This is a genomic window from Candidatus Thiodiazotropha endolucinida (genome assembly GCF_001715975.1).
GTDB lineage: Bacteria > Pseudomonadota > Gammaproteobacteria > Chromatiales > Chromatiaceae > Thiodiazotropha > Thiodiazotropha endolucinida.
In genome coordinates, this window is sequence record NZ_MARB01000005.1 from 193,917 (window position 1) to 216,438 (window position 22,522).

The window sequence follows — 22,522 nt, forward strand, 5'->3', positions numbered from 1 at the left end:
CAGCTGGAGAACGGTTTTATTTTGCCAAAACAACTGTTAGAGAATAATGATGCCGACTAGACCCGATACCGATCCACAAGAGACACAGGAGTGGCTGGATGCATTGGAGGCCGTGCTTGAGAACGAAGGCGTGGATCGTGCCCACTTCCTTATTGAGCGCTTGGTTGACAAGGCGCGCCGGTCCGGCGCTTACCTGCCGTTCAGTGCCAATACGGCCTATGTCAATACCATACCGGTAACCAAGCAGCAGCGATTTCCCGGCGATCGCGCCATGGAGCGCCGTATCAGGTCCTTCATACGCTGGAATGCCATGGCGATGGTGGTTCAGGCAAACAGAATATCGACTGAGCTGGGAGGGCATATCTCCAGCTTTGCATCCAGCGCTACGCTTTTTGATGTGGGCTTCAACCATTTTTTTCACGCTCCGAGCAAGGAACGGGACGGAGATCTGATCTTTTTTCAGGGGCACTCCGCTCCGGGTGTATACGCCAGGGCTTATCTGGAGGGTCGGTTGAGTGAAGAACAGCTCTATAGTTTTCGACAGGAGGTCGATGGGCAGGGCCTCTCGTCCTATCCGCATCCATGGCTGATGCCCGGATTCTGGCAGTTTCCCACCGTCTCGATGGGGCTTGGTCCGTTGATGGCGATCTATCAGGCACGCTTTATGCGTTATCTGCATGATCGCGGTCTTCTGAATACGGATGAGCGCAAGGTATGGTCATTTTGTGGTGATGGTGAAATGGATGAGCCGGAGGCGCTCGGAGCCATCTCCCTGGCTGGGCGTGAACGTCTCGACAATCTGATATTCGTAATTAACTGTAACTTACAACGCCTGGATGGGCCCGTGCGAGGCAATGGCAAGATCATTCAGGAACTGGAGGCGGTATTTCGCGGAGCCGGATGGAATGTGATCAAAGTAATCTGGGGTGGTTATTGGGATCCGCTCTTTGCACGGGATAAAAACGGTATTCTCCTGAAACGTATGGAGGAGTGTGTCGACGGTGACTATCAGGCGTACAAGGCCAAGGGCGGTGCATATACACGCGAGCACTTCTTCGGTAAGTATCCGGAACTCGACGATATGGTCGCCAATATGACCGACGAGGATATCTGGCGTCTGAACAGAGGCGGACACGACCCGCACAAAGTATATGCGGCCTATGCGGAGGCGATGTCCCACAAAGGGCAACCGACAGTCATTCTGGCCAAGACAGTCAAGGGTTACGGCATGGGTGTTGCCGGCGAGGGTCAGAACATCACTCATTCCCAGAAAAAAATGGGTGAAGCGGCACTCAAAGCGTTTCGAGATCGATTCAACATACCGATATCGGATGATCAGATTGGCGCCGCGCCCTTTTATAAACCGCCGACAGACAGTCCCGAGATGCAATATATGCATCAACGCCGTCAGGATTTGGGTGGTTTTCTTCCTCAACGTCGGAGCAAAGTGGAGCCGCTGCAGGTACCGGCACTGGATGAATTCAAGACACTGCTGGAAGGCAGCGGGGATAGGGATCAGTCAACAACCATGGCGTTCGTGCGTCTGCTCAACATGCTGGTGCGAAATAAAACGGTAGGGAAACAGATCGTTCCTATCGTACCGGATGAGGCGCGTACCTTTGGTATGGAGGGTATGTTCCGCCAGTTGGGTATCTATTCGTCGGTGGGCCAGTTGTATGAACCGGTTGACGCCGATCAGGTGATGTTCTACCGAGAGGACAAAAAGGGGCAGATTCTGCAAGAGGGCATCAACGAGGCGGGCGCCATGTCTTCCTGGATCGCGGCTGCCACCTCCTACAGTAATCATGGAATCAGTATGATCCCATTCTATATCTACTATTCGATGTTCGGCTTTCAACGAGTTGGCGATCTGGCCTGGGCTGCGGGGGATATGCAGGCCCGGGGGTTCCTCATCGGCGGTACCGCTGGTCGTACCACTTTGGCGGGCGAGGGATTGCAGCATCAGGATGGACATAGCCATATCGTGGCCGGGACGATCCCGAATTGTGTCAGTTACGATCCTGCATATGCTTATGAACTGGCGGTGATTGTCCAGGACGGAATGCGTCGGATGTATCAGGAGCAGGAAAATGTCTTTTATTACATCACCGTGATGAACGAAAACTATCTGCAACCTGCAATGCCTGAGGGGGTGGAAGAGGGTATTGTGCGCGGCCTCTATCTGCTCGATACAGGCGGTAAGCATAAGCATCGGGTACAGCTTCTGGGTAGCGGCACGATTCTGCGTGAAGTGATTGCCGCCGCGGAGTTGCTCGAAAAAGAGTTCAACGTCTCAGCTGATGTTTGGAGCGTTACCAGTTTTAACGAGTTGCGTCGTGACGGCTTGGATGCCGAACGATGGAATACCCTGCATCCGCAAGAGGAACCCAAACTGAGCTATGTCACGGAAAAACTGAGCGGTCAAAAAGGGCCGGTGGTGGCGGCCACGGATTATATCCGCAGCTATGCGGATCAGATTCGCCCGTTCATCACAACCAGCTACAGCGTGTTGGGTACTGACGGTTTCGGTCGTAGTGATATGCGCAGCCAGCTACGCAAGTTTTTCGAGGTAAACCGATACTACATCCTCATCGCCGCCTTGAAGGCGCTCGTGGACGAGGGTGAGATCAAATCGGAGCAGGTCAGTCGGGCGATCAAGAAGTACAAGATAGATCCGGAAAAGCCCAATCCCAGCAGGATCTAGTGATATGCCCGGTATAAACGCCGTATGCAACCGTAACTGCGGTGCCTCAAGACGGTGATTAGTTTGGACGAAACAGATTATGCCTAATCGGCTAAGAGGATAAGACGTGGGTAAAACGACAGATGTACTGATACCTGATATAGGTGATTTCGACTCGGTCGAGATTATCGAGATTCTGGTTTCAGAGGGTGACCGAGTCACGCTTGAGGAGTCTCTGCTGACCCTTGAAAGTGACAAGGCTACGATGGAGATTCCATCCCCCCACTCCGGGGAGGTTAAACGCCTGTTGGTCAAGGTTGGCGATCATGTCAAAGAAGGAGACAAGATACTCGTTCTTGAAGCTGAAAGCGGCGAACAGAAAGGGGAGGGCGAACAAGTAAGTACCCCCCCACCGGCGGCAGAGGAGGTTGAGACAGTACAAGCGCCGGCCCCGACGCCGAATGAAACGCCCGCTTCAGCATCTGAGCAACCACAGCGATTGCCAGGTGAGAAAGAGACCCGCATACCGCCCGTTCCGGCTGGATTTATTGAGAGCGGTGGGCAGGGCACCCCTCATGCAAGCCCATCGGTACGCCGATTTGCCCGTGAATTGGGCGTTGATCTCTCATTGATTAAGGGAAGCGGTCCAAAAGATAGAATCCTGAAAGAGGATATTCAGAGGTTCATTAAACGTTCATTGCGGCAGGGTGAAGGGGCAGCCGCGGCAAGGTCGCCCTTTGAAATGCCGGCGGGGCCGGAAGTGGATTACAGCCGCTTTGGTGAGGTTGAGGCGACAGCGTTGAACCGCATCAGGAAAATCAGCGGAGCCCATCTTCATCGTTGCTGGCTGACCGTACCGCATGTGACCCAGTTTGACGAGGCGGATATCACCGATCTCGAAGCATTCAGGCAAACCCAAAAAGAGGCTGCATCCCGGCAGTCCGTTCGGCTCACCTTGATGCCGTTTCTGATGAAAGCGGTCGCCGCAGCGCTTCACCGGATGCCGATGTTCAATGCGGCCCTATCGGCAGATGGCGAATCCTTGATATATAGGAAATACATTCATATCGGTGTCGCGGTGGATACGCCCAATGGGCTGGTCGTACCGGTCATACGTGATGTCGATCAAAAAGGTGTCTTCCAGCTTGCAGCAGAGTTGATGAGCATCAGTGAAAAGGCGCGGGCAGGCAAGTTAGCGCCGGGAGATATGCAAGGCGGATGTTTCTCGATCTCCAGTCTTGGCGGGATAGGCGGTACCGCTTTCACTCCCATAGTGAACGCCCCGGAAGTGGCAATACTCGGTGTCTCCCGCAGTAGTCTGCAGCCTGTGTGGGACGGGGAGACATTCCAGCCACGATTGATGTTGCCGCTTTCACTCTCCTATGACCATCGGGTAATCGATGGTGCCGATGGCGTCAGGTTTACCACCCATCTCTCTTCCCTTTTGGGTGATATTCGACATTTGTTGCTCTGATTTTCAGTGATCAACCCTGACAAAGGACGGTCCGTATCTCTTTATTGCCGGTCCTAGGGCCTGTTAACACTAATCCAATACGCCCTGCTGGGGCTGTTTTCGTGCCCAGCAAGGCAGAATGAGCGTAGTGTAGTTATTCTACATGAGCGAATGATAACGCCGCTGGGGGCGAAAACAGCCCCAGCCCTTCGGGTTGCGCCCCGAAGGAAGTGCCCTTGGGGTATGCCTGAAAAAGCGCCACTCGGCGTTGCTCGTCGTTCATTTGGAATAACCAAACCTCTCTCCTCGCGTCTTGATTGGCACTTTTTCAGGCACAACAGGGTGCATTGGATTAGTGTTAACAGGCCCTAATTGACACAGCTCAAAAAAGTTAACGTTTTTCATCAATTTGTGGGTGCAAGCACCATTGTCCTTTGGGAATATGTGTTGTAGTTCATCCTATGCTTATAGATTATCTGATTCTCTATACTTAAAGTTAGCCATAGAGAGACCGCTAACATAGTGTAGTAAGCATTGCACCACCCCGCTACAGACGACTTATTCTTCAGGGATGTCAAATTTAGTCGCTTATAGCGTCAATGATGTATGAATAACCTGTTGAAAACACTGCTATTATTTTGGTTGGTAATATCTTTTGCCAGTGCTGCAGGATTGAAGAATGAGCCCATAGGGCCATTGACAATCGAGCGCAATCTGGATCCGAGGCTGGTGTCCCTTGGGGATCAGCTGTTTCATGATGTCAGGCTATCGCAGGATAACAGCATCAGTTGCTCCAGTTGTCATGTTCTCTCGACTGGAGGGACCGATCGCAAAAAGAACTCTGTCGGAGTAGGGGGTAACGTTGGGGGTATCAAGGCACCCACGGTCTACAACACCCGATACAACTTCGTTCAATTCTGGGACGGTCGGGCTCTGACGCTGGAAGAGCAGGCGGCCGGTCCGGTTCATAATCCTATTGAAATGAGCTCCAACTGGGAGGAGGTTATATCCAAGCTACGCAAGGATCCGACCACTGTAGAAAAATTTGAAGAGCTTTTTCATGATGGTATCACCGGGGAGAATATCGTTGTTGCCATCGCAGCCTTTGAACGCTCTTTGGTGACAGTCAATTCACGCTTCGATCGATGGCTCAAGGGAGATGAGGGAGCGCTTTCCGAAAGGGAATTGCGCGGTTACCGCCTGTTTAAAAGCTACGGCTGCATCAGCTGCCATCAGGGTGACAACGTGGGTGGCAATATGTTCGGTGTCATGGGTGCGAAGGGAGACTATTTCAAGGATCGGAATGGCGGGATCACGGAACCTGATCTGGGACGATATAATGTCACCAAACAGGATGAAGACAAGCACTATTTCAAAGTACCCAGTTTACGCCTGGCGGCAATCAACCCACCCTATTTTCACGATGGATCGCAGACAACCCTGCAAGGTGCGATAAGGATCATGGGTCGTTACCAATTGGGGCGTGATCTGCCGCAAAGTGATATCGATGATATTGCTGCGTTCCTCCACACGCTGGTTGGAGAGCATGTCAGGCTGAAACCATGAGTATGCTCAAACAAATGTACAGCAAACGCAGCATCCTGCTTGTCTCGCTCTGTATTGCCTTGATTTTGCTGTTGGTGGTTTATTGGGATGATAAATCCGAGAATTACGCCGAACTTTCACATAACCTGCTCCAGTTAAAAGAGATGGATGCACGTCTTGATCGAGACGTTGTCAAGATCACCTCTTTTCTGTTGAATCAATATGATCCGTTGGTACGAACCACGAACCGATTAAGGGATTTACGGCAGCGGATCGTCGCTAAAGTGACAGAAGTGGATGATCGTGTACTGTCCAGTCTAACGGACCGATACTGGCAGGGCATGGATGAGAAACTGGCCATCATCGAAAAGATAAAATTCCAGGCAGCGGTGGTGCGTAACGGCATACACTATCTGCCTATCGTCGCGCGAGAGTTGAAATCTGTGGATCCCATGGTCTATCAGGATGTACTGGAACTGCTCAACTCCCTTTTAGCCTACGACCTTTTCTATACCGACTCGCAATTGGATGATATCGTTTCAACGCTAAAGCAACTTAAAAGCTATGAAATAGTTTCAGCTGAAAACAAGCAGAAATTCGACCAGGTACTCTTTCATATAGACTCAAATATCGTGGACCTGACCAACCTCGGGGCCTTGAAAACACGCTACCTGGCTGTACCGAGCCAGGAATATTTCGAACATGTTCACTCGAGGTATGAGCAAAACCGGGTTGACGAAACATCTAAAAAAAGACGCCTGATCATGGCCCTGTCCGTGTTTGTGATCGTATTGCTTTTGAGTCTTTGGCAATTGATAAGGCGTTTACAGAATGCCAACCATGAGGTCAGTCGTGCATGGTACCGGTTACATGATGCTGTGGAGAATCTCTCAGAAGCATTTGCCCTGTTCGATGCAGAGGGCCGTCTGGTACTGCACAATCGTCGCTTTGGCGAGTTTTATTCCTGGTTGAAGGGATGGATCAAGGAGGGTGTCAATATCGATGCTCTGCAATCGGTTACGGGGAACCGCATCAAGAATTTAAGCCTTGAAGGTGAGTCGATAGTTGAGTCGATGCCAATGGGGCAGTACCTGGAGCAGATCGATAATGGCGCCTGGTATCTGGCGAGTAACAGTTATACCAATGAGGGCGGCATTGTCTGTGTCAGGAGTGATGTCACAGAATCGAAATAGGCTGAAGTCGACTTGAGAAAACTCGGCAGGGTGTTGGAGCAGAGTCCCGCATCGGTGATGATCACCAATATCAATGGCATTATCGAGTATGTCAATCCACGTTTCGAAAAGGTGTCTGGTTACAGTGCGGAGGAGGTTGTAGGCAAGAATCCACGAATTCTCAAGAGTGGTGACAAGACCAAGGAAGAGTATAAGGCGATGTGGGATTCCCTGCTGGCCGGCAGGGAGTGGCGCGGCATATTCCACAACAAGCGTAAGGACGGTTCCATCTACTGGGAATCGGCATCGATATCGCCACTGCGTGACGACAGGGGGCAGATTACCCATTTCATCGCTGTGAAAGAGGATGTCACCGCACAAAAACGCGCTGAAGATCAATTGCGTATGAATGCTACGGTGTTCGATACGACTCAGGAAGGCATCATGGTCACCGATGCCGACAATCTGATAAAAACCGTCAACCCCTCTTTCACCCGCATAACGGGTTACTCCTCTGAAGAGGTCATCGGCCAGTCACCAAGTATTCTCAGTTCCGGCAGACATGATGATGGTTTTTATGAGGAACTCTGGGATTCGGTACTGCATAAGCGCTATTGGTCCGGCGAGATCTGGAACCGTCGCAAGGATGGTAGTGTTTATCCCGAATGGCTGTCGATAGCGGCAATACCCGATGAGCAAGGTATTGCAAAAGAATATGTGGCGGTGTTCTCGGATATCTCCAAACATAAAGAGAATGAGGAGCAGATACTCTATCAGGCGAACTATGACGCCTTGACGGGTTTGCCAAACCGTTCCTTATTTTCAGATCGACTGGATCAGGCCATAGGATCAGCATTGAGAGAGCAGTGGAAGCTGGCGATACTGTTTGTCGATCTGGACCAATTCAAGATGGTTAACGATACCTTTGGTCATGTCATGGGCGATGAATTGTTACAGCTCGTTGCTAAACGTATCAGCGATTGTGTCAGGGAGTCCGATACCATTGCCCGATTTGGCGGTGATGAATTCGTCATATTGCTGCAGGATGTGAGTGATATGGATGCCGTGGCCCATATCGCCACAAAAGTGATCGATAAAATAACCAAGGTTTTCACGCTCTATGAACGTGAAATCTTCATTGGAGCCAGTGTTGGTATAACCATCTTTCCCGATGATGCGATGAATGCGGATTCTTTGTTACGAAATGCGGATATGGCAATGTATCAGGCTAAGGATCGTGGCAGGAACAACTATCAGTTTTTTACCGCTTCCATGCAAAAACGAACTCTGGAACGGCAGCAGCTTGAACTTGATTTGAGGCTTGCGGTTCAACGTAGTGAGTTGGAGATCTATTATCAACCGGTCGTTGACGCTGAATTCGAAAAGATTGTCAGCGTCGAGGCATTGTTGCGCTGGAATCATCCTCACAGGGGTATTGTCAATCCCGGTGTTTTCATTCCGTTGGCGGAAGACAGCGGATTGATCGGTCCGATCGGTGAATGGGTGCTGCAAGGTGCATGTGAACAACTGAACAGGTGGCATAACTCGGGTCATTCCGACCTTAGATTGGCGGTTAACCTATCCAGCCGTCAGCGTGAACTCGGCCTGGAGGCCGGTTATCTGCAGCAGATACTACAGGAATCAAACCTGGATCCGGATATGCTGTCACTGGAAATTACCGAAAGCCTTCTGTTGCGAGATACCGAAGAGGCGATTACCTGGCTTTCAAGTTTCAAAACACTTGGTGTCAATCTCTCAATTGACGACTTCGGCACCGGTTACTCGTCATTGAGCTACCTCAAGCGATTTCCTGTAGATATCCTCAAAATCGATCGCTCGTTTGTCAGTGACCTGCCGGAGAATACGGGTGATGTAAAGCTGGTCAAGACGATCGTGGCTATGGCGGACAGTTTGAACCTGGGATTGATTGCAGAGGGAGTGGAGACTAAAGCGCAGGCTGATTTTCTTGTGCAAAACGGATGTAGCAATCTACAGGGTTACTATTATGCAAGACCGATGTCTGCTGCCGATATGTCAGCCTGGCTGCAACGGGATATGCGAAGTACGGGTACAACCTGATTTCTCCGGAATTCGGACCTTATCGAATTCACCCTTAATTAATCCGGCAACTTGATAGATCATGTGCAGTCGCCATGTGGCTTGCTGCGGACAGACACACGGCGATCTGTCATTTATAGATCAATCGGTTAGGCTCAACTTGATGCCCTGTATATGCTCAATTCGGTTGTCAGGTCAATATCATCCATTCACAAATAAATTCCCTCCTTTGGCTACGCTCCTCCATGTAGAAATGCTATAAATGGTTTGAATAGTTAAAACAATAGATTGAGGAGCGTCCATGAGTGGCATCGTAGAGGTTACCCTTCCCGATATCGGCGATTTTGAGCAGGTTGATATTATTGAGATATTGGTTGCGGTAGGAGATGAGATCGAAGCTGAAGACTCAATCATCACCCTGGAGAGTGATAAGGCAACGATGGATATTCCATCTCCATATGCAGGTGTGGTGAAGGAACTGCACGTCGAGGTGGGTGATAAAATCTCGATGGGTGGCAAAATCCTCAAGCTTGAGCTGTCTCAAGGCGACTCAGTGGACGATAGGCCATCACCGACCAAGGCGCCAGTCTCAGAGGCAGTTAAAGGCAGTGCAGATAAGCTGGCCGATGTTGTTGTGCTGGGTGCCGGACCAGGCGGTTATACAGCAGCTTTCAGGGCTGCCGACCTGGGTAAAAAAGTTATTCTCATCGAACGCTATGATGATTTGGGTGGGGTCTGCCTGAACGTCGGATGCATACCCTCAAAGGCTCTGCTTCACGCCGCTGATGTGGTCAATGAAGCGGCAGAAATGGCTGAGATGGGGATCACCTTCGGCAAACCCAAGATCGACCTGGACAAGCTACGCACCGGCAAAGATAAGGTCGTGAAGCGCTTGACCGGCGGTCTGAAGCAACTGGCCAAGCAGCGCAAGGTGGAGCTGGTACATGGGATTGCCCGCTTCGAATCGCCGAACAGGATTGCAGTCAAGTCATCCAGCGGTTCACTCTCTATCGGATTCAACGACGCCATAATCGCCTGTGGTTCCAGTCCGGTGCAGATCCCTGGATTTCCCAATGACGATCCGCGCCTGATCGACTCGACCGGCGCCCTGGCCCTGGCGGATATACCGAAGCGCATGTTGGTGGTTGGTGGCGGAATCATTGGGCTCGAAATGGCCACAGTCTACAGCACGCTAGGCAGCGCGATCGATGTGGTTGAGTTGCAGGATGGACTGATCCCGGGTTGCGACCCCGACCTGGTGCGCCCTTTGCAAAAGCGGATTGCTAAACGCTACAGACAGATCATGCTGGGCACCAAGGTTATCGATATCCAGGCATTGAAGAGCGGGTTGAAGGTGACCTTCGAGGGTAAGCAGGCGCCGGATAAACCACAGACCTATGATCGGGTGTTGGTGTCTGTCGGGCGTACTCCCAACGGTAAGAAGATCAATGCGGAAGCGGCGGGTGTAGCGGTTGATGATGCGGGCTTTATCCCCGTTGACGAACATATGCGGACTAATGTCCCGAATATCTATGCCATAGGTGACGTCGTAGGCCAACCCATGCTGGCCCACAAAGCGACCCATGAAGCCAAGGTTGCGGCGGAGGTCATCGCAGGGCTGCCGGCCAGTTTCGACCCCTTGAGCGTGCCCTCGGTCGCCTATACAGATCCGGAGGTCGCCTGGATGGGCTTGACAGAAACCGAGGCCAAGTCCCAGGGTGTAGCCTATGAAAAGGGTGCCTTCCCGTGGGCTGCGAGTGGACGTGCATTGGGAATCGGCCGCGTCGAGGGTTTGACAAAACTGCTTTTCGATCCGGACACGAAACGCATTCTCGGTGCGGGTATTGTCGGACCCAATGCCGGTGAATTGATCGGTGAGACCGTACTTGCCTTGGAGATGGGTGCCGACGCCGAGGATATCGGATTGACCATACATCCTCATCCAACCTTGAATGAGACCATCTGCTTTGCCGCTGAGATGGCAGAAGGCACGATTACCGATCTGCTGCTACCAAAGAAACGGAAGTAGACTTAGGGCCTGTCAACACTTATCCAATTGGCCCTGTTGCCCCTGAAAAAGCGCCAATCAAGGCGCGAGGAGAGAAGTTTGGTGGTTCCAAATGAGCGACGAGCAATGCCGAGTGGCGCTTTTTCAGGCGCACCCCGAAGGGCTGGGGCTATTTTTTCGCCCAGCGGCGTTATCATTCGCTCATGTCGAATGACTACACATCGCTCACTCTGCCTTGCTGGACGAAAAAATAGTCCCAGCAGGGCCGATTGGATGAGTGTTGACAGGCCCTAGGCCTTGGACAAGATCACCGCTGAGGTACAGGCGTTTTACGAGGCCTATCCCTACCCGCCGGATGGTCACGTGAACTGTGATGGATATCATGCGCGTCTGTTGCTCAGCTACCTACAGCGCACCAATGATGATTCCGGGCGAATACATGTCCTGGAAGCTGGTTGCGGTAGAGGTTTGAATCTGCTGGCAGCTGCCGAAAGACAGACGGATATCGATTTTACCGGTGTTGATATCAATCGTGTCGCCATTGCTGAGGCCACACATCGTAGCAAGCAACGAGGAATAGACAATCTCCGATATTTCATCTGCGACCTGCTGGATCATGAATCGCTGCCGGTGAGGGAAGGGAGCTACCAGGTCATTCTGTCCTATGGTGTATTGACCCATTTGAGTAATCCGTTGCTGGGATTACGACATATCAGTAGGCTGTTGGCGCCACAGGGTGTAGTTGCCATCATGCTTGATGGTAGTTATGGCCGGCAACCTTTGGATCGATACCTGCAGGCCTTGAGTATCATCGATCACGACTGCCGTTCCATGGACCGATTGTCGATGGCGAGGGCGCTGGCGGATGCGGCGGAAACAACACTTTTCAACGGTAACTGTTGGCAGGGAACCGCCAGTGTCGATGATATCGAGTTTGCCGACCGGTGCTTGCATGTTCACCAAAAAAGCTACGACATAGCCGGTTTATGGCGACTCCTTGACTCGGCAGGCCTGCGTTTTATCCGATGGCTGGAGCCAAATGATTGGGAGATACGGCAGGTGATCGATAATCCGGAGTTGCTGCGTCTTATCGATTCGATCGATGATATGAAACGATTTCAACTCACCGAGCGTCTCAAATTTCTTCCCAAGTTCACACTGTTGGTGTCCAGGCGTGAAGACAAACCTCGTCCACAACTGCTGGCAACTGAGGTGGCGGCAACTCAATATGCGTTCAATCCACAGCTGATGCTGGAGCGAAAGGGTGAGCATGTCGAGGGCTGCCGCCTGCGAGGTCGCAGGGTTGATTTGAACAGCCATCCATTAACGCATCTGGTTTTGGATCAAGCAGCCCAACTTTCAGATGAATTCCCTGGCCAGCAGTTAATCGATCGACTCTTGAAACAAAATCTCGGTTCACAATTGATTATCCAAGGCATCATACACGCGGTTGAGCATGAATTATTGTACCGTCCCCATGCGGTAGGGGATGATCTGACATGAGCAAGCAAGCCGTGGAGTTGTATTTTCGTAAATTCGGCAAGCCCGAGCAGCCCACGCTCTGTTTACTGCATGGCCTGTTCGGATCAGCCAACAACTGGATGGGCATTGTAAAGTATCTACAGGATGATTTTCACATCATTACTCCGGATTTGCGTAACCATGGCCGCTCTCCCCACCATGATGGCATGGACTACACACTGATGGCCGGGGATCTGTTGGAACTGTTCGACGGTTTGGGGATAAACGGAGTCAATCTGTTGGGACATAGCATGGGGGGCAAGGTTGCAATGTGGTTGGCCTTACAGCAACCTGAGCGGATCGAAAAACTAGTAGTTGCGGATATCGCACCGGTGGCCTATGAACATGGTTTCGACAATGTCTTCGAGGGACTATGCGGACTACCGCTTGATAAGATTCAACACAGAGAGGAAGCAGATCGGTTGCTTGCCGGGTGGGTTGCAGAAAAGGGTGTACGACAGTATTTGCTGCAGAATCTTGTAAAGCAACAGCAGGGTTGGTCGTGGCGTTTCAATCTTGACGTTCTGCGCAAGGCGATATCGCATTTGACCGGATTTCCGGAACCCGGCAGGCGCATCTTTGCCGGCGAGGCGTTGTTTATCCATGGTGAAAAATCGGATTACATCAGAGATAGTTATCGAGAAATCATGGGCCAACTCTTTCCCCATTATCGGCAACGCATGCTACATGGTGCCGGTCACTGGTTATATGCGGAACAGCCTCAGCTTTTTGCTCAGGCTGTAAAGGGCTTTCTTTGAAATTTGCGGTCTATATACACTATCGTGTGATAATTGCCAGGAGGATCTATGAACAAACTCATCGCGCTCTGTCTATTGCTGGCGCCTATGTTCGGTATTGCGGCCGAACAACGTTTCACCAGCATCGGTACCGGTGGACTGACCGGTGTTTACTACCCTACGGGAGGAGCCATTTGTCGGCTGCTGAATAAGGGCCGAAAGAGCCATGGTATTCGTTGTTCCGTGGAGTCCACGGGAGGTTCGATTTTCAATCTCAATACCATCGCCAGCGGCGAACTCGATTTCGGTGTGGCACAGTCTGACTGGCAATACCATGCCTTTAATGGGAGTTCGAAATTCAGTCAGCAGGGACCGAACAAATCCTTGCGTGCTGTTTTTTCCATCCACAGCGAGCCGTTTACCGTGATGGCCCGGAACGACAGCCATATCAGGGTGTTTACCGATTTGAAGGGAAAGCGGGTCAATATAGGCAACCCGGGTTCGGGACAACGCGGCACCATGGAAGTGTTGATGAATGAATATAACTGGAACAAGGGCGACTTCAAATTGGCGTCAGAGCTAAAGGCCACCGAGCAGGCCAGAGCGCTGTGCGACAACAAAATCGACGCCATGATCTATACGGTTGGTCATCCGAATGCATCAATCAAAGAGGCTGCTACCGCCTGTGATACGCATTTGGTGCCGGTAAGCGGTGAAGTGGTGAACGCCTTGATCGCCACCAATCCATACTATGCATCCGCAGTCATTCCCGCCGGTATGTATCGGGGCAGTGACAGTGAAACCGCGACCTTCGGGGTCAAGGCGACACTGGTGACTTCCGAAACGGTGGATGAGGCGGTAGTCTACCAGTTGGTGAAGGCAGTGTTTGAGAATCTGGCGGTTTTCAGAAAACTGCATCCCGCTTTTTCCCATCTCCAGGCCGAGGAGATGCTGAAGGGGAACTCCGCTCCCTTTCATGCCGGTGCGCTGCGTTACTACAAAGAGAAGGGCTTACTGTAAGCGTCTTCATTATCACGTAATGCGGCAGAACCTTAACCTGTATGAACCTGCACTTAGCGTTGACAGGCCCTAATACAATTCAAGCCGCAAATGAACGCCAATCACCGCAGAATATCGCAAATGGTATGACACTTTATATGCATAACAAACAAACCGTCAGAGGGCCTGCAACAGGTTTCAACAATCTGAGTAGAGAGTCGGAATATCTGGGAATTGAGTTGAACGACTTCGGTCAACTCATTTTCCTTACATCTAATTTGCGCGTGATTGCGGTGATTGGCGTTCATTTGCGGCATCTCTGTTCTAGATATACTACCCGCTTGAGCAGGTGCGGCGTACTTGCGTATCCTGCACCATTCATCTTTAAGCCCATTCGATGAACCAGGACCAGAACGACAGACTGCAGCTTGAAATGGTCGAGGCGGCCGAGTTTGACGGCAGGCGGCCTGAAGGGTTTGCACGCAAGGTTTTACTGGGAACCGCCCTGGCGTGGGCTCTGTTTCAGTTATGGGTCGCATCGCCCCTGCCGTTCAGTCTGGCTGTCGGGGTGTTTAATGATACAGAGATTCGTTCAATCCATCTGACATTTGCGATATTTCTGGCCTATCTCTCTTTTCCCCGCCGTAAGGTGATTACCCATACCATTCCCATTGCAGACTGGGTGCTTGCCTTGGTGGCAGCCATCTGCGCCATCTATCTGTTTCTCTTCTACGAAGCGCTGTCAGACCGCTCGGGAGCGCCGACAAGCCTGGATATTGCTGTTGCCATGTTGGGCCTGTTATTACTGTTGGAAGCCACCAGACGTGCTCTGGGTTGGCCGCTGATGGTGATCGGGATCTGCTTTCTGGGGTATACCTTCAGCGGACCCTGGTTACCCGATCTGCTTGCCCATAAAGGTGCCTCTTTAGCGCGCGTTGCTTCTCATCAATGGTTATCGACCGAGGGCGTGTTCGGTGTTGCCGTCGGTGTCTCCGCAGGTTTCGTTTTTCTGTTCGTGCTGTTCGGCAGCCTGTTGGAGCAGGCGGGAGGGGGACACTATTTTATCCGTGTCGCCTATGCCTTGGTGGGACATCGACGGGGAGGCCCGGCAAAGGCTGCAGTATTGGCCTCGGGATTAACGGGGATGGTCTCGGGATCCTCCATTGCCAATGTCGTCACCACAGGCACGTTTACCATTCCACTGATGAAACGGGTGGGATTCAGTGCGGAGAAATCCGGCGCCATCGAGGTGGCTGCCTCAACCAATGGTCAAATCATGCCACCAGTGATGGGGGCCGCCGCTTTCCTGATGGTGGAGTATCTCAATATCTCCTATCTGGAGGTTATCAAACACGCCTTTCTACCGGCGGTTTTAAGCTATATCGGTCTTATGTATCTGGTGCACCTTGAAGCGGTCAAGGCGGGAATGCAGGCTGAGAAACGCAGTAGAGCGCTGACTTTAAAACAACGGTTGTTGGGTTGGGGCCTGACCCTCTCAGGTGTGAGCTGCTTTCTGTTTTTGGCCTATTGGCTGCTTGCGATGGTCAGCAAGCTGTTCGGTGACTACAGCTTTTACGCCAATGCAGGATTGGTTTTGCTGTTTTATGGCTTGTTGATCTATTGCGAAGTGCGCTGCGGTTTGCGAACACGCCAACAGGAATCTGCCGAAACCATGACCGTCGGTACCGCACTCCTGGGTGGACTCCACTTCCTGCTTCCGATCCTGGTATTGGTCTGGTGTCTGATGTTGTTACGCCTCTCTCCGGCAACCGCCGTGTTCTACTCCATCTGTTTGATGATTGTGATTCAACTCACCCAGGAGGGATTGCGGGCACTGTTCCTGGGTGGGTCCGTAATCATGGGTATCAGGCATGGTTTTACTACACTGGTCGTAGGAATGGAGTACGGTGCACGAAACATGATCGGTATCGGAGTCGCGACCGCGACTGCGGGTATCGTGGTTGGGACAGTCAGTCTGACTGGGATAGGGCAGGTGATGGGTGAGTTGGTCGAGACACTTTCCCTCGGATCGGTAGTACTGATGTTGCTGTTAACAGCGTTGATTTGCATGATCTTGGGTATGGGGCTGCCCACGACCGCCAACTATATCGTTGTCTCGACGTTGATGGCGCCGGTTATCGTGCAGCTCTCCGCCGCCCATGGTTTGGACATACCGCTAGTAGCTGTACATATGTTTGTATTCTATTTCGGTATTCTGGCCGATGATACCCCACCGGTGGGATTGGCTGCCTATGCGGCAGCCGGTATCTCCAACGGCGATCCGATCAGAACAGGTCTGCAATCGTTTTATTACGATATCCGCACCGCAATACTGCCATTCATGTTCATTTTCAACACCAATCTTTTGATGATCGGTATCGATAGCCTGTTAGAATTTCTTGTTGTTGTATCGCAGGGCGTCGTGGCTATGCTGCTGTTCGTCTCCGCAACCCAGGGTTGGTTGTTGGTCCGAAACCGCTTATGGGAAACCCCGCTACTGTTATTGGTGGTTTTTTCCCTTTTTCGTCCCGATTTCTGGCAGGGTTATTTTTTTCCCGCCATGGAGTGGCGCCCCGTGCAGGGTGTCGAATCGCATATCGACTCCCTGCCGTTGGGAGGTAAGGTGCGACTGCAGGTTGAAGTGGAAGATGAAGAGAGTCTGATGAGGACTCGGGAGATCATTTTCACCAAACCTGAATCTCACACAGGGGGTTACCTTAAGAGTATGGGCTTTATTACCGAGCCGGATGGCGATACGCTTCGTGTTATCGATATTGGTTTCCTTAGCGCGGCCGAGCAAGCCGGTCTGATCGCAGGGTTCAATCACCGGATTACCGGTTACTACAGTCAAAGTAAACAGCCACATAGCGGCTGGTTTCTGATACCGCCCCTGTTGTTGATGGGAGGTATTCTGTGGCTCCAGTATCGTCGCAGCAACCTGCGTGAGCAGACAAACCTGGGAGTATAAAATGCGTGTAATTTTGGCACTCTGTACGCTGTTTCTGATTGCCGGTCCTTGTATGGCGAATGGGCCTGCGGATTCATCCTCTGCGGTAAAAGTCTTCAGGTCCGGGGAACCTTTCGAAGATGTTGTTGATAACATCAAGATGGCCATTGTCGAGCGAGGGCTCCTGGTCAGCGGTACCCTCCATGTGAGTGATATGTTGAATCGCACGGCACCGGACCTGGGTTACGCCGAGGTATTTGCCAAAGCGGAGTCTGTAGAGTTTTGCAGTGCACTGATTTCACACAAAATGGCCCAGGCAGCCCCCGAGAATATCGCCATATGTCCTTTCACAATTGCGGTCTATGTAAAGCAGACAGATGCGGAACAGGTATATGTCGCCTATCGTTCCCCTCATCTCGCTGGAAAGGGTAAAGAGGTAGCCGATGAGATCATTGCCCTGATGGAGGGCATTATTGAGGATTCCATTTGAGTTTTTCTTGCTTGATATGTTGTAACTTACGTCATAGGGGATGTGTGTTAGTGTTAACAGATACAACGCAGGCACTCGGAAAATGAGAATAGTCATCTCTCTCTATGCCGTGCCGTTGCTGGGGCAAGTGGTGAATCGGGTGTACAAAGATCCTGTCATGGGGAGGCTCAGGGGGCTGATAAACCAACAGACATTGGATTGCCGGTGACCTTTTAGTCGAAAACCGAGTAAAAAACTGCAGATTTATTGATCATGATCAATACATTATGGGGACTGAATTCAGGCAGTACAGATATTTAGTTTATTATTTAGCTTAATAATCATTGAGTTATGTGGCATCGTTAAGGCGCGATTATTGTGCAGACTGATTCTGCCCCGATTTAAGAACAGACGCATCTTGCCGTTTATATGGAGAATGGAATGCATCGGGTTTTGCCTTCCAAAGGGGTTTATTGGAGAGAGGGGTAATGTCAGAAGTTTATAAAGTTATCTATACCGGTAAGCTGAAACCGGGCACCAACCAGGATCGGATCATTGCCCTGTTCAGTGAGAAATTCAAATTAGGGCCGGATAAGGCAGAAAAGCTGATTATCAGCGGCAGGCCGGTGACCTTGAAAAAGGATATCGATCTGGAAAAGGCAGAGAAGTATCAAGAGTCCCTTGAGAAGTTGGGCCTGATCATCGAACTCGATCCTAAACCCCCGGTGGATGAGCCGGGGATGCCTGATAAATCATCCGAGCTCTCTCTTGTGAGTTTCGATAATGGCGATGAGGATGCAACCGAGGTATTGGATCCCACAATGAATCCTGCCGGTGGGCGCTGTCCCAAATGCGGATCTCCGAACATGCAGATGGGAATCTGTCAGGATTGCGGTATCGTAGCTGCCAAATATCATGCAGCCCAGGCCAGGGAAGCTGATATGGCCACTCAGATCGATCAGGGAAAGACTGACGCAGGAACTGAAGAGAACCCCTACACCACGCCTGAAGCAGAGCTTGAGCAACCTGTGGAAGGTGATATGACAGGTCCCCATGGCGTATCCGCCGGGAACGGACTCAAGTGGATCGGCAAAGGGTGGTGGCATTTCAAACAGGCGCCCGTGAGCTGGATTGCAGTGATACTCATATGGTTTGTCTTGGCGTTCGTGTTCAGTTTGATTCCTATCCTCGGCGCCCTTGTGGTCAACGTTTTAACCCCGGTTTTGATCGCCGGCCTGATGATAGGTTGTCACGAGCAGGACCAGGGAGAAGATTTCTCTGTCAGCTACCTGTTTGCAGGATTTGCCAACAACGCCGGTCAAGCCATATTGATTGGCGTCTTCTATCTGATATTTATGATCCTCTTCGCCGTCGGGTTTGCCGCTTTGATGTTTGGCAGTATTGGCGAGCTGGCCGCGCAACAAGCCGATCCTGAAGCGATGGCGATGTTGTTTTTCTCATCCTCATTCGTGATTGGTCTGCTGGTCGCGGCCCTGTTGTTTATACCGATAATGATGGCCTATCTGTTTGCACCGGCATTGGTGGCATTGAACGAGATGTCCGCCTGGGAGGCAATGAAAGCAAGCTTCACGGGTTGCCTGAAGAATATCCTGCCGTTTTTTCTCTATAGCCTGGCTGCTATTGTGTTGATAATCGTGGGATTCATCCCGTTTGGCCTGGGACTGCTGATCGTTTCTCCAATTCTGATCGCTGCAATCTATTCGGCCTACCGGGATATCTACTACAGCTGATCCATGCGGGTTGAACTCACAGAAGAGGATTCTGTAGAACCACTCGATACCCTGCTGAGTTATGAAATCCCGGAGGGGGTGCTACTCGATTATCGCCTGGCCGGACCGGTAGTACGAGCCTGCGCCTGGGCGATTGATACCGCAGTGCGCGGTGTAATCTATCTTGTTCTGGTGCTCGTAATGTCCCTTCTGGGTGGTTTGGGCATGGCCGTCATTCTGATCGGTTTTTTTCTCATTGAATGGTTTTATCCAGTGGTGTTCGAAATTCAAAACGGCGCCACTCCGGGTAAGCGTGCCATGGGTATTCATGTCATACAGGACAATGGCACACCGGTGACGCCAAGTGCCTCAGTAATAAGAAACCTGTTGAGAACGGCTGATTTTCTACCCTTTCTCTATGCAACCGGTCTGTTGGTTATGCTGGTCAACAAGCGATTCAAGCGTTTGGGTGATCTGGCGGCAGGTACTGTGGTGGTCTATCGTGATACTCAGAAAAAACGGGATCTGCCTCCTCAGGCGGTTGCCAGTAAACCGCCCGTTGAACTCTCCGAATCCGAGCAGTTGACCCTGTTGGCCTTCGCCGAGCGAGGTAAGAGGCTTTCCCTGGGACGACGCCAGGAGCTGGCGGAATTGTTGACTGAACAGACAGGTTTGAGAGGAGATGCTGCTGTCGATGTGCTCTACGCCTACGCAAACTGGATACTCAAGGGACGCTGATGAGACAACAGCAGTTTGAAATGGAAAACCAGTCCCTATGGGATCATATTACGGTGCTGATGGATGACCTGAGACGCCCGCAAGGCAAACGGCGTCTGTCGTTGCAGGAGCAGTTATGCTTTCCCGCCCACTATCGTCAGCTCTGCAGCCACTATGCGCTGGCGCGTGGTCGCGGTTTCAGTCCTGCCCTGATCGAACAGTTGCATGGCATGGTGTTACGTGGACATTCGCTGTTCTATCGCCAGCAGGGAGGGTGGCGATGGCGACTGCTTGGCTTTATCTCTGCCGGGTTTCCCAGTGCTGTGCGCCGTAGCGGTGGGTATTTTGCAATCTCTTTGCTTTTTTTTCTTCTGCCGGCCGTGCTGATGGGGGTAGGTTGTTATCAGCAGGAGGATTTGATCTACACGCTTATCGACGATACGACTGTGGCACAGATGGAGAGCAGTTACGATCCGACCAATCTACGATTGGGGCGTGCGCTTGAGCGTGAGTCCGAAACCGATTTCACCATGTTCGGTTACTATATCCTGAACAATATCGGGATCGGCTTCAGGACCTTCGCCAGTGGAATACTATTTGCTGTCGGGACACTCTTTATACTGCTGTTCAACGGATTGGTGATCGGTGGTTTGGCCGGTCACTTAACGCAACTTGGTTATCACGATACTTTCTGGCCATTTGTCTCCGGCCATGGCTCATTCGAGTTGACCGCCATCGTGATTTGCGGTGCTGCGGGATTGCGCCTGGGGCATGCGGTGATTGCACCCGGGCAGTGGACGCGCGTGCAAGCGCTCAAGCATCAGGCGGAAGAGGCATTGCTGCTGGTCATGGGGGCGGCACTGATGCTGCTCGTGGCTGCCTTTATCGAAGCCTTCTGGTCTTCCATGCAGTTGCAACCCATGACTAAATATCTTGTGGCGGCCCTTCTCTGGTCCGTGGTTATCGCCTACCTGTTAATGATGGGCAGGGGGCGGCGTGGATCTCACTAGGATTGCCATCAAGCTGAGACCTCGGCAAGCCTGGGAGAGTATCGATCTTGGTTTTGCCATGGCACGGAAGTGGTTTATGCCACTTTGGTCCCTATGGCTTTGCAGTGCACTGCCCATGATGGTTGTTTTGGCGCTGTTGCCTTTACCGCTTTGGTTGGCCGGTCTGATACTGTGGTGGTTTAAGCCGCTATATGAGCCGACGCTGCTCTATTGGTTGAGTCGTCGCCTGTTCACGGAAACCACCCCCATCAAGACGGTATTTCGCAGTTGGTTGAAGATTGTACTGCCCCAGCTGGTGGCCAATCTTACATGGCGCCGGTTGAGTCCCTCCCGCTCTTTTGTCATGCCGGTGGTCGTTCTCGAGGGATTGAAGGGCCGTCAACGCAGCAGTCGTATCGGGGTCCTCAGTCGTGAGACCCATGCGGCCGGTTGGTTGACGCTGGTAGGTCTTCATTTCGAAATCGTATTGGAGCTGGGTTTTATTTTGCTTGTTCTCAGCCTGATCCCACAAGAGCTCCTCTGGATCGATTGGCAAAGCTACATTTTCGATCCCGATCCGTTGAGTGAGTGGCTGCACCATGGTTGTGCCTTGCTGGCGATGTCGCTTATCGCCCCCTTCTATGTATCCGGCGGCTTTGCACTCTATCTCAACCGGCGTAGCCAGCTCGAAGCCTGGGATCTGGAGATTGGCTTGAGAAACATGGCTCAACGTCATCAACGCAGGCCATTGGCGGGTGCGGTATCACTCCTGCTTGTGGCCGCCTTGACAGTGGTTGGCATGCAACCTGGAACCGTTGATGCGTTGACGATGGATCCCAGGGAGTCTCGGGATCTGATCAATGAGGTTTTGGCCGAGAATGAGTTCGGTCGTTATCAAGAGCTTGGTTACTGGAAATACATCGGCGAGGAGTCAGACGAGGAAGAGAACGGTTGGCTGGTCGAGTGGTTGCAACGACTCATCGGCGGGTTTGCCAATGATCTGGCATATTACGGCGAGGTGGCCCTGTGGCTGGTCGTGGCGGGCATTCTGGCCTATCTGCTCAACTGGTTTATCCAGAACCGCTCCCTGCTACAGGGGAGGGGGGGGCCACAGCGCAACAACAGCAGACAGATTCCCAGTCAGGTCGCCGGACTCGATCTGCGTCCTGAGAGCTTGCCGGACGATCCGGCCGCAAAGGCCGCCTCCCTGATCGAAGATGGTGATTACAGGGGAGGATTCAGCCTGCTCTACAGGGCCGCCTTGTCGGTGTTGGTTCACGATCATGCAATAGAGATTGTCGAGGGTGCCACTGAGGGTGAGTGCCTGAGCAGCGTCCATGGTGTGATCGAGGATGATTCCAGTGCCTACTTTTCCCGCTTGACCGGAATGTGGCAGCAAATAGCCTATGGACATGTGCAGCCGCCGAAGGAGAAGGCGCTGTTGCTGTGTCGTGATTGGCATAGCTTTTTCGGGGCCAGCAGTGCGGAATAACG

At 51.8% G+C, this 22,522-nt stretch carries 15 protein-coding genes; all 15 read left to right on the top strand.

Annotated elements, in window-relative coordinates; all coding sequences use genetic code 11:
- Positions 1–49: 49 nt before the first annotated feature.
- The 15 genes from aceE to CODIS_RS05960 all read left to right on the top strand — a co-directional run bounded on the left by aceE (position 50) and on the right by CODIS_RS05960 (position 22,520).
- A complete protein-coding gene (gene aceE, locus CODIS_RS05895) occupies positions 50–2,704 on the top strand; it encodes a pyruvate dehydrogenase (acetyl-transferring), homodimeric type (RefSeq protein WP_083220575.1) in 2,655 nt (884 codons plus the stop codon).
- A 106-nt stretch (positions 2,705–2,810) separates the two neighbouring features.
- Complete coding sequence (aceF, locus tag CODIS_RS05900; protein WP_069122153.1) at positions 2,811–4,157, top strand: dihydrolipoyllysine-residue acetyltransferase; 1,347 nt, start codon at positions 2,811–2,813, stop codon at positions 4,155–4,157.
- Between the two features lie 675 nt (positions 4,158–4,832).
- Positions 4,833–5,702, top strand: a complete 870-nt coding sequence (locus tag CODIS_RS05905) for a cytochrome-c peroxidase (protein ID WP_235615141.1) — start codon at positions 4,833–4,835, stop codon at positions 5,700–5,702.
- Positions 5,699–6,874, top strand: coding sequence for a DAHL domain-containing protein (locus CODIS_RS20865; protein ID WP_154723022.1), 1,176 nt, complete (start codon positions 5,699–5,701; stop codon positions 6,872–6,874). Before CODIS_RS05905 ends, CODIS_RS20865 begins: the two co-directional genes overlap by 4 nt.
- Positions 6,875–6,886: 12 nt before the next feature.
- Positions 6,887–8,932, top strand: coding sequence for an EAL domain-containing protein (locus CODIS_RS20870; RefSeq protein ID WP_154723023.1), 2,046 nt, complete (start codon positions 6,887–6,889; stop codon positions 8,930–8,932).
- Between the two features lie 280 nt (positions 8,933–9,212).
- Positions 9,213–10,940, top strand: a complete 1,728-nt coding sequence (gene lpdA, locus CODIS_RS05915; RefSeq protein ID WP_069122159.1) for a dihydrolipoyl dehydrogenase — start codon at positions 9,213–9,215, stop codon at positions 10,938–10,940.
- Between the two features lie 276 nt (positions 10,941–11,216).
- The gene (locus CODIS_RS05920; RefSeq protein WP_069122164.1) at positions 11,217–12,422 is read left to right on the top strand and encodes a class I SAM-dependent methyltransferase; all 1,206 of its coding nucleotides are present in this window, start codon (positions 11,217–11,219) and stop codon (positions 12,420–12,422) included.
- Positions 12,419–13,198 (top strand): alpha/beta fold hydrolase, encoded by a 780-nt coding sequence (locus CODIS_RS05925; protein ID WP_069122165.1) that lies wholly within the window; start codon positions 12,419–12,421, stop codon positions 13,196–13,198. Before CODIS_RS05920 ends, CODIS_RS05925 begins: the two co-directional genes overlap by 4 nt.
- Positions 13,199–13,246: 48 nt before the next feature.
- The gene (locus CODIS_RS05930) at positions 13,247–14,197 is read left to right on the top strand and encodes a TAXI family TRAP transporter solute-binding subunit (protein WP_069122167.1); all 951 of its coding nucleotides are present in this window, start codon (positions 13,247–13,249) and stop codon (positions 14,195–14,197) included.
- A gap of 376 nt (positions 14,198–14,573) precedes the next feature.
- Positions 14,574–17,144 (top strand): TRAP transporter fused permease subunit, encoded by a 2,571-nt coding sequence (locus tag CODIS_RS05935; protein ID WP_069122170.1) that lies wholly within the window; start codon positions 14,574–14,576, stop codon positions 17,142–17,144.
- 1 nt (position 17,145) lies between these two features.
- Positions 17,146–17,613, top strand: coding sequence for a DUF302 domain-containing protein (locus CODIS_RS05940; protein ID WP_069122175.1), 468 nt, complete (start codon positions 17,146–17,148; stop codon positions 17,611–17,613).
- A gap of 467 nt (positions 17,614–18,080) precedes the next feature.
- Entirely contained in the window at positions 18,081–19,343 is a 1,263-nt protein-coding gene (locus tag CODIS_RS20420) for a BPSS1780 family membrane protein (protein WP_083220576.1), read from the top strand.
- 3 nt (positions 19,344–19,346) lie between these two features.
- Positions 19,347–20,060: an RDD family protein gene (locus CODIS_RS05950; RefSeq protein ID WP_069122177.1), complete on the top strand. Its 714-nt coding sequence runs from the start codon at positions 19,347–19,349 to the stop codon at positions 20,058–20,060.
- Positions 20,060–21,049, top strand: a complete 990-nt coding sequence (locus tag CODIS_RS05955; protein ID WP_069122180.1) for a stage II sporulation protein M — start codon at positions 20,060–20,062, stop codon at positions 21,047–21,049. Before CODIS_RS05950 ends, CODIS_RS05955 begins: the two co-directional genes overlap by 1 nt.
- The gene (locus CODIS_RS05960) at positions 21,036–22,520 is read left to right on the top strand and encodes a hypothetical protein (RefSeq protein WP_154723024.1); all 1,485 of its coding nucleotides are present in this window, start codon (positions 21,036–21,038) and stop codon (positions 22,518–22,520) included. The genes CODIS_RS05955 and CODIS_RS05960 overlap by 14 nt, the downstream gene beginning before the upstream one ends.
- Positions 22,521–22,522 lie beyond the last annotated feature (2 nt).

What these genes read in the sequence shown, in the direction of transcription:
- aceE (WP_083220575.1), top strand. Translation starts at nt 50, where the DNA reads ATGCCGACTAGACCCGATACCGATCCACAAGAGACACAGGAGTGGCTG.
- CODIS_RS20865 (WP_154723022.1), top strand. Translation starts at nt 5,699, where the DNA reads ATGAGTATGCTCAAACAAATGTACAGCAAACGCAGCATCCTGCTTGTC.
- lpdA (WP_069122159.1), top strand. Translation starts at nt 9,213, where the DNA reads ATGAGTGGCATCGTAGAGGTTACCCTTCCCGATATCGGCGATTTTGAG.
- CODIS_RS05925 (WP_069122165.1), top strand. Translation starts at nt 12,419, where the DNA reads ATGAGCAAGCAAGCCGTGGAGTTGTATTTTCGTAAATTCGGCAAGCCC.
- CODIS_RS05930 (WP_069122167.1), top strand. Translation starts at nt 13,247, where the DNA reads ATGAACAAACTCATCGCGCTCTGTCTATTGCTGGCGCCTATGTTCGGT.
- CODIS_RS05935 (WP_069122170.1), top strand. Translation starts at nt 14,574, where the DNA reads ATGAACCAGGACCAGAACGACAGACTGCAGCTTGAAATGGTCGAGGCG.
- CODIS_RS05940 (WP_069122175.1), top strand. Translation starts at nt 17,146, where the DNA reads ATGCGTGTAATTTTGGCACTCTGTACGCTGTTTCTGATTGCCGGTCCT.
- CODIS_RS20420 (WP_083220576.1), top strand. Translation starts at nt 18,081, where the DNA reads ATGTCAGAAGTTTATAAAGTTATCTATACCGGTAAGCTGAAACCGGGC.
- CODIS_RS05950 (WP_069122177.1), top strand. Translation starts at nt 19,347, where the DNA reads ATGCGGGTTGAACTCACAGAAGAGGATTCTGTAGAACCACTCGATACC.
- CODIS_RS05955 (WP_069122180.1), top strand. Translation starts at nt 20,060, where the DNA reads ATGAGACAACAGCAGTTTGAAATGGAAAACCAGTCCCTATGGGATCAT.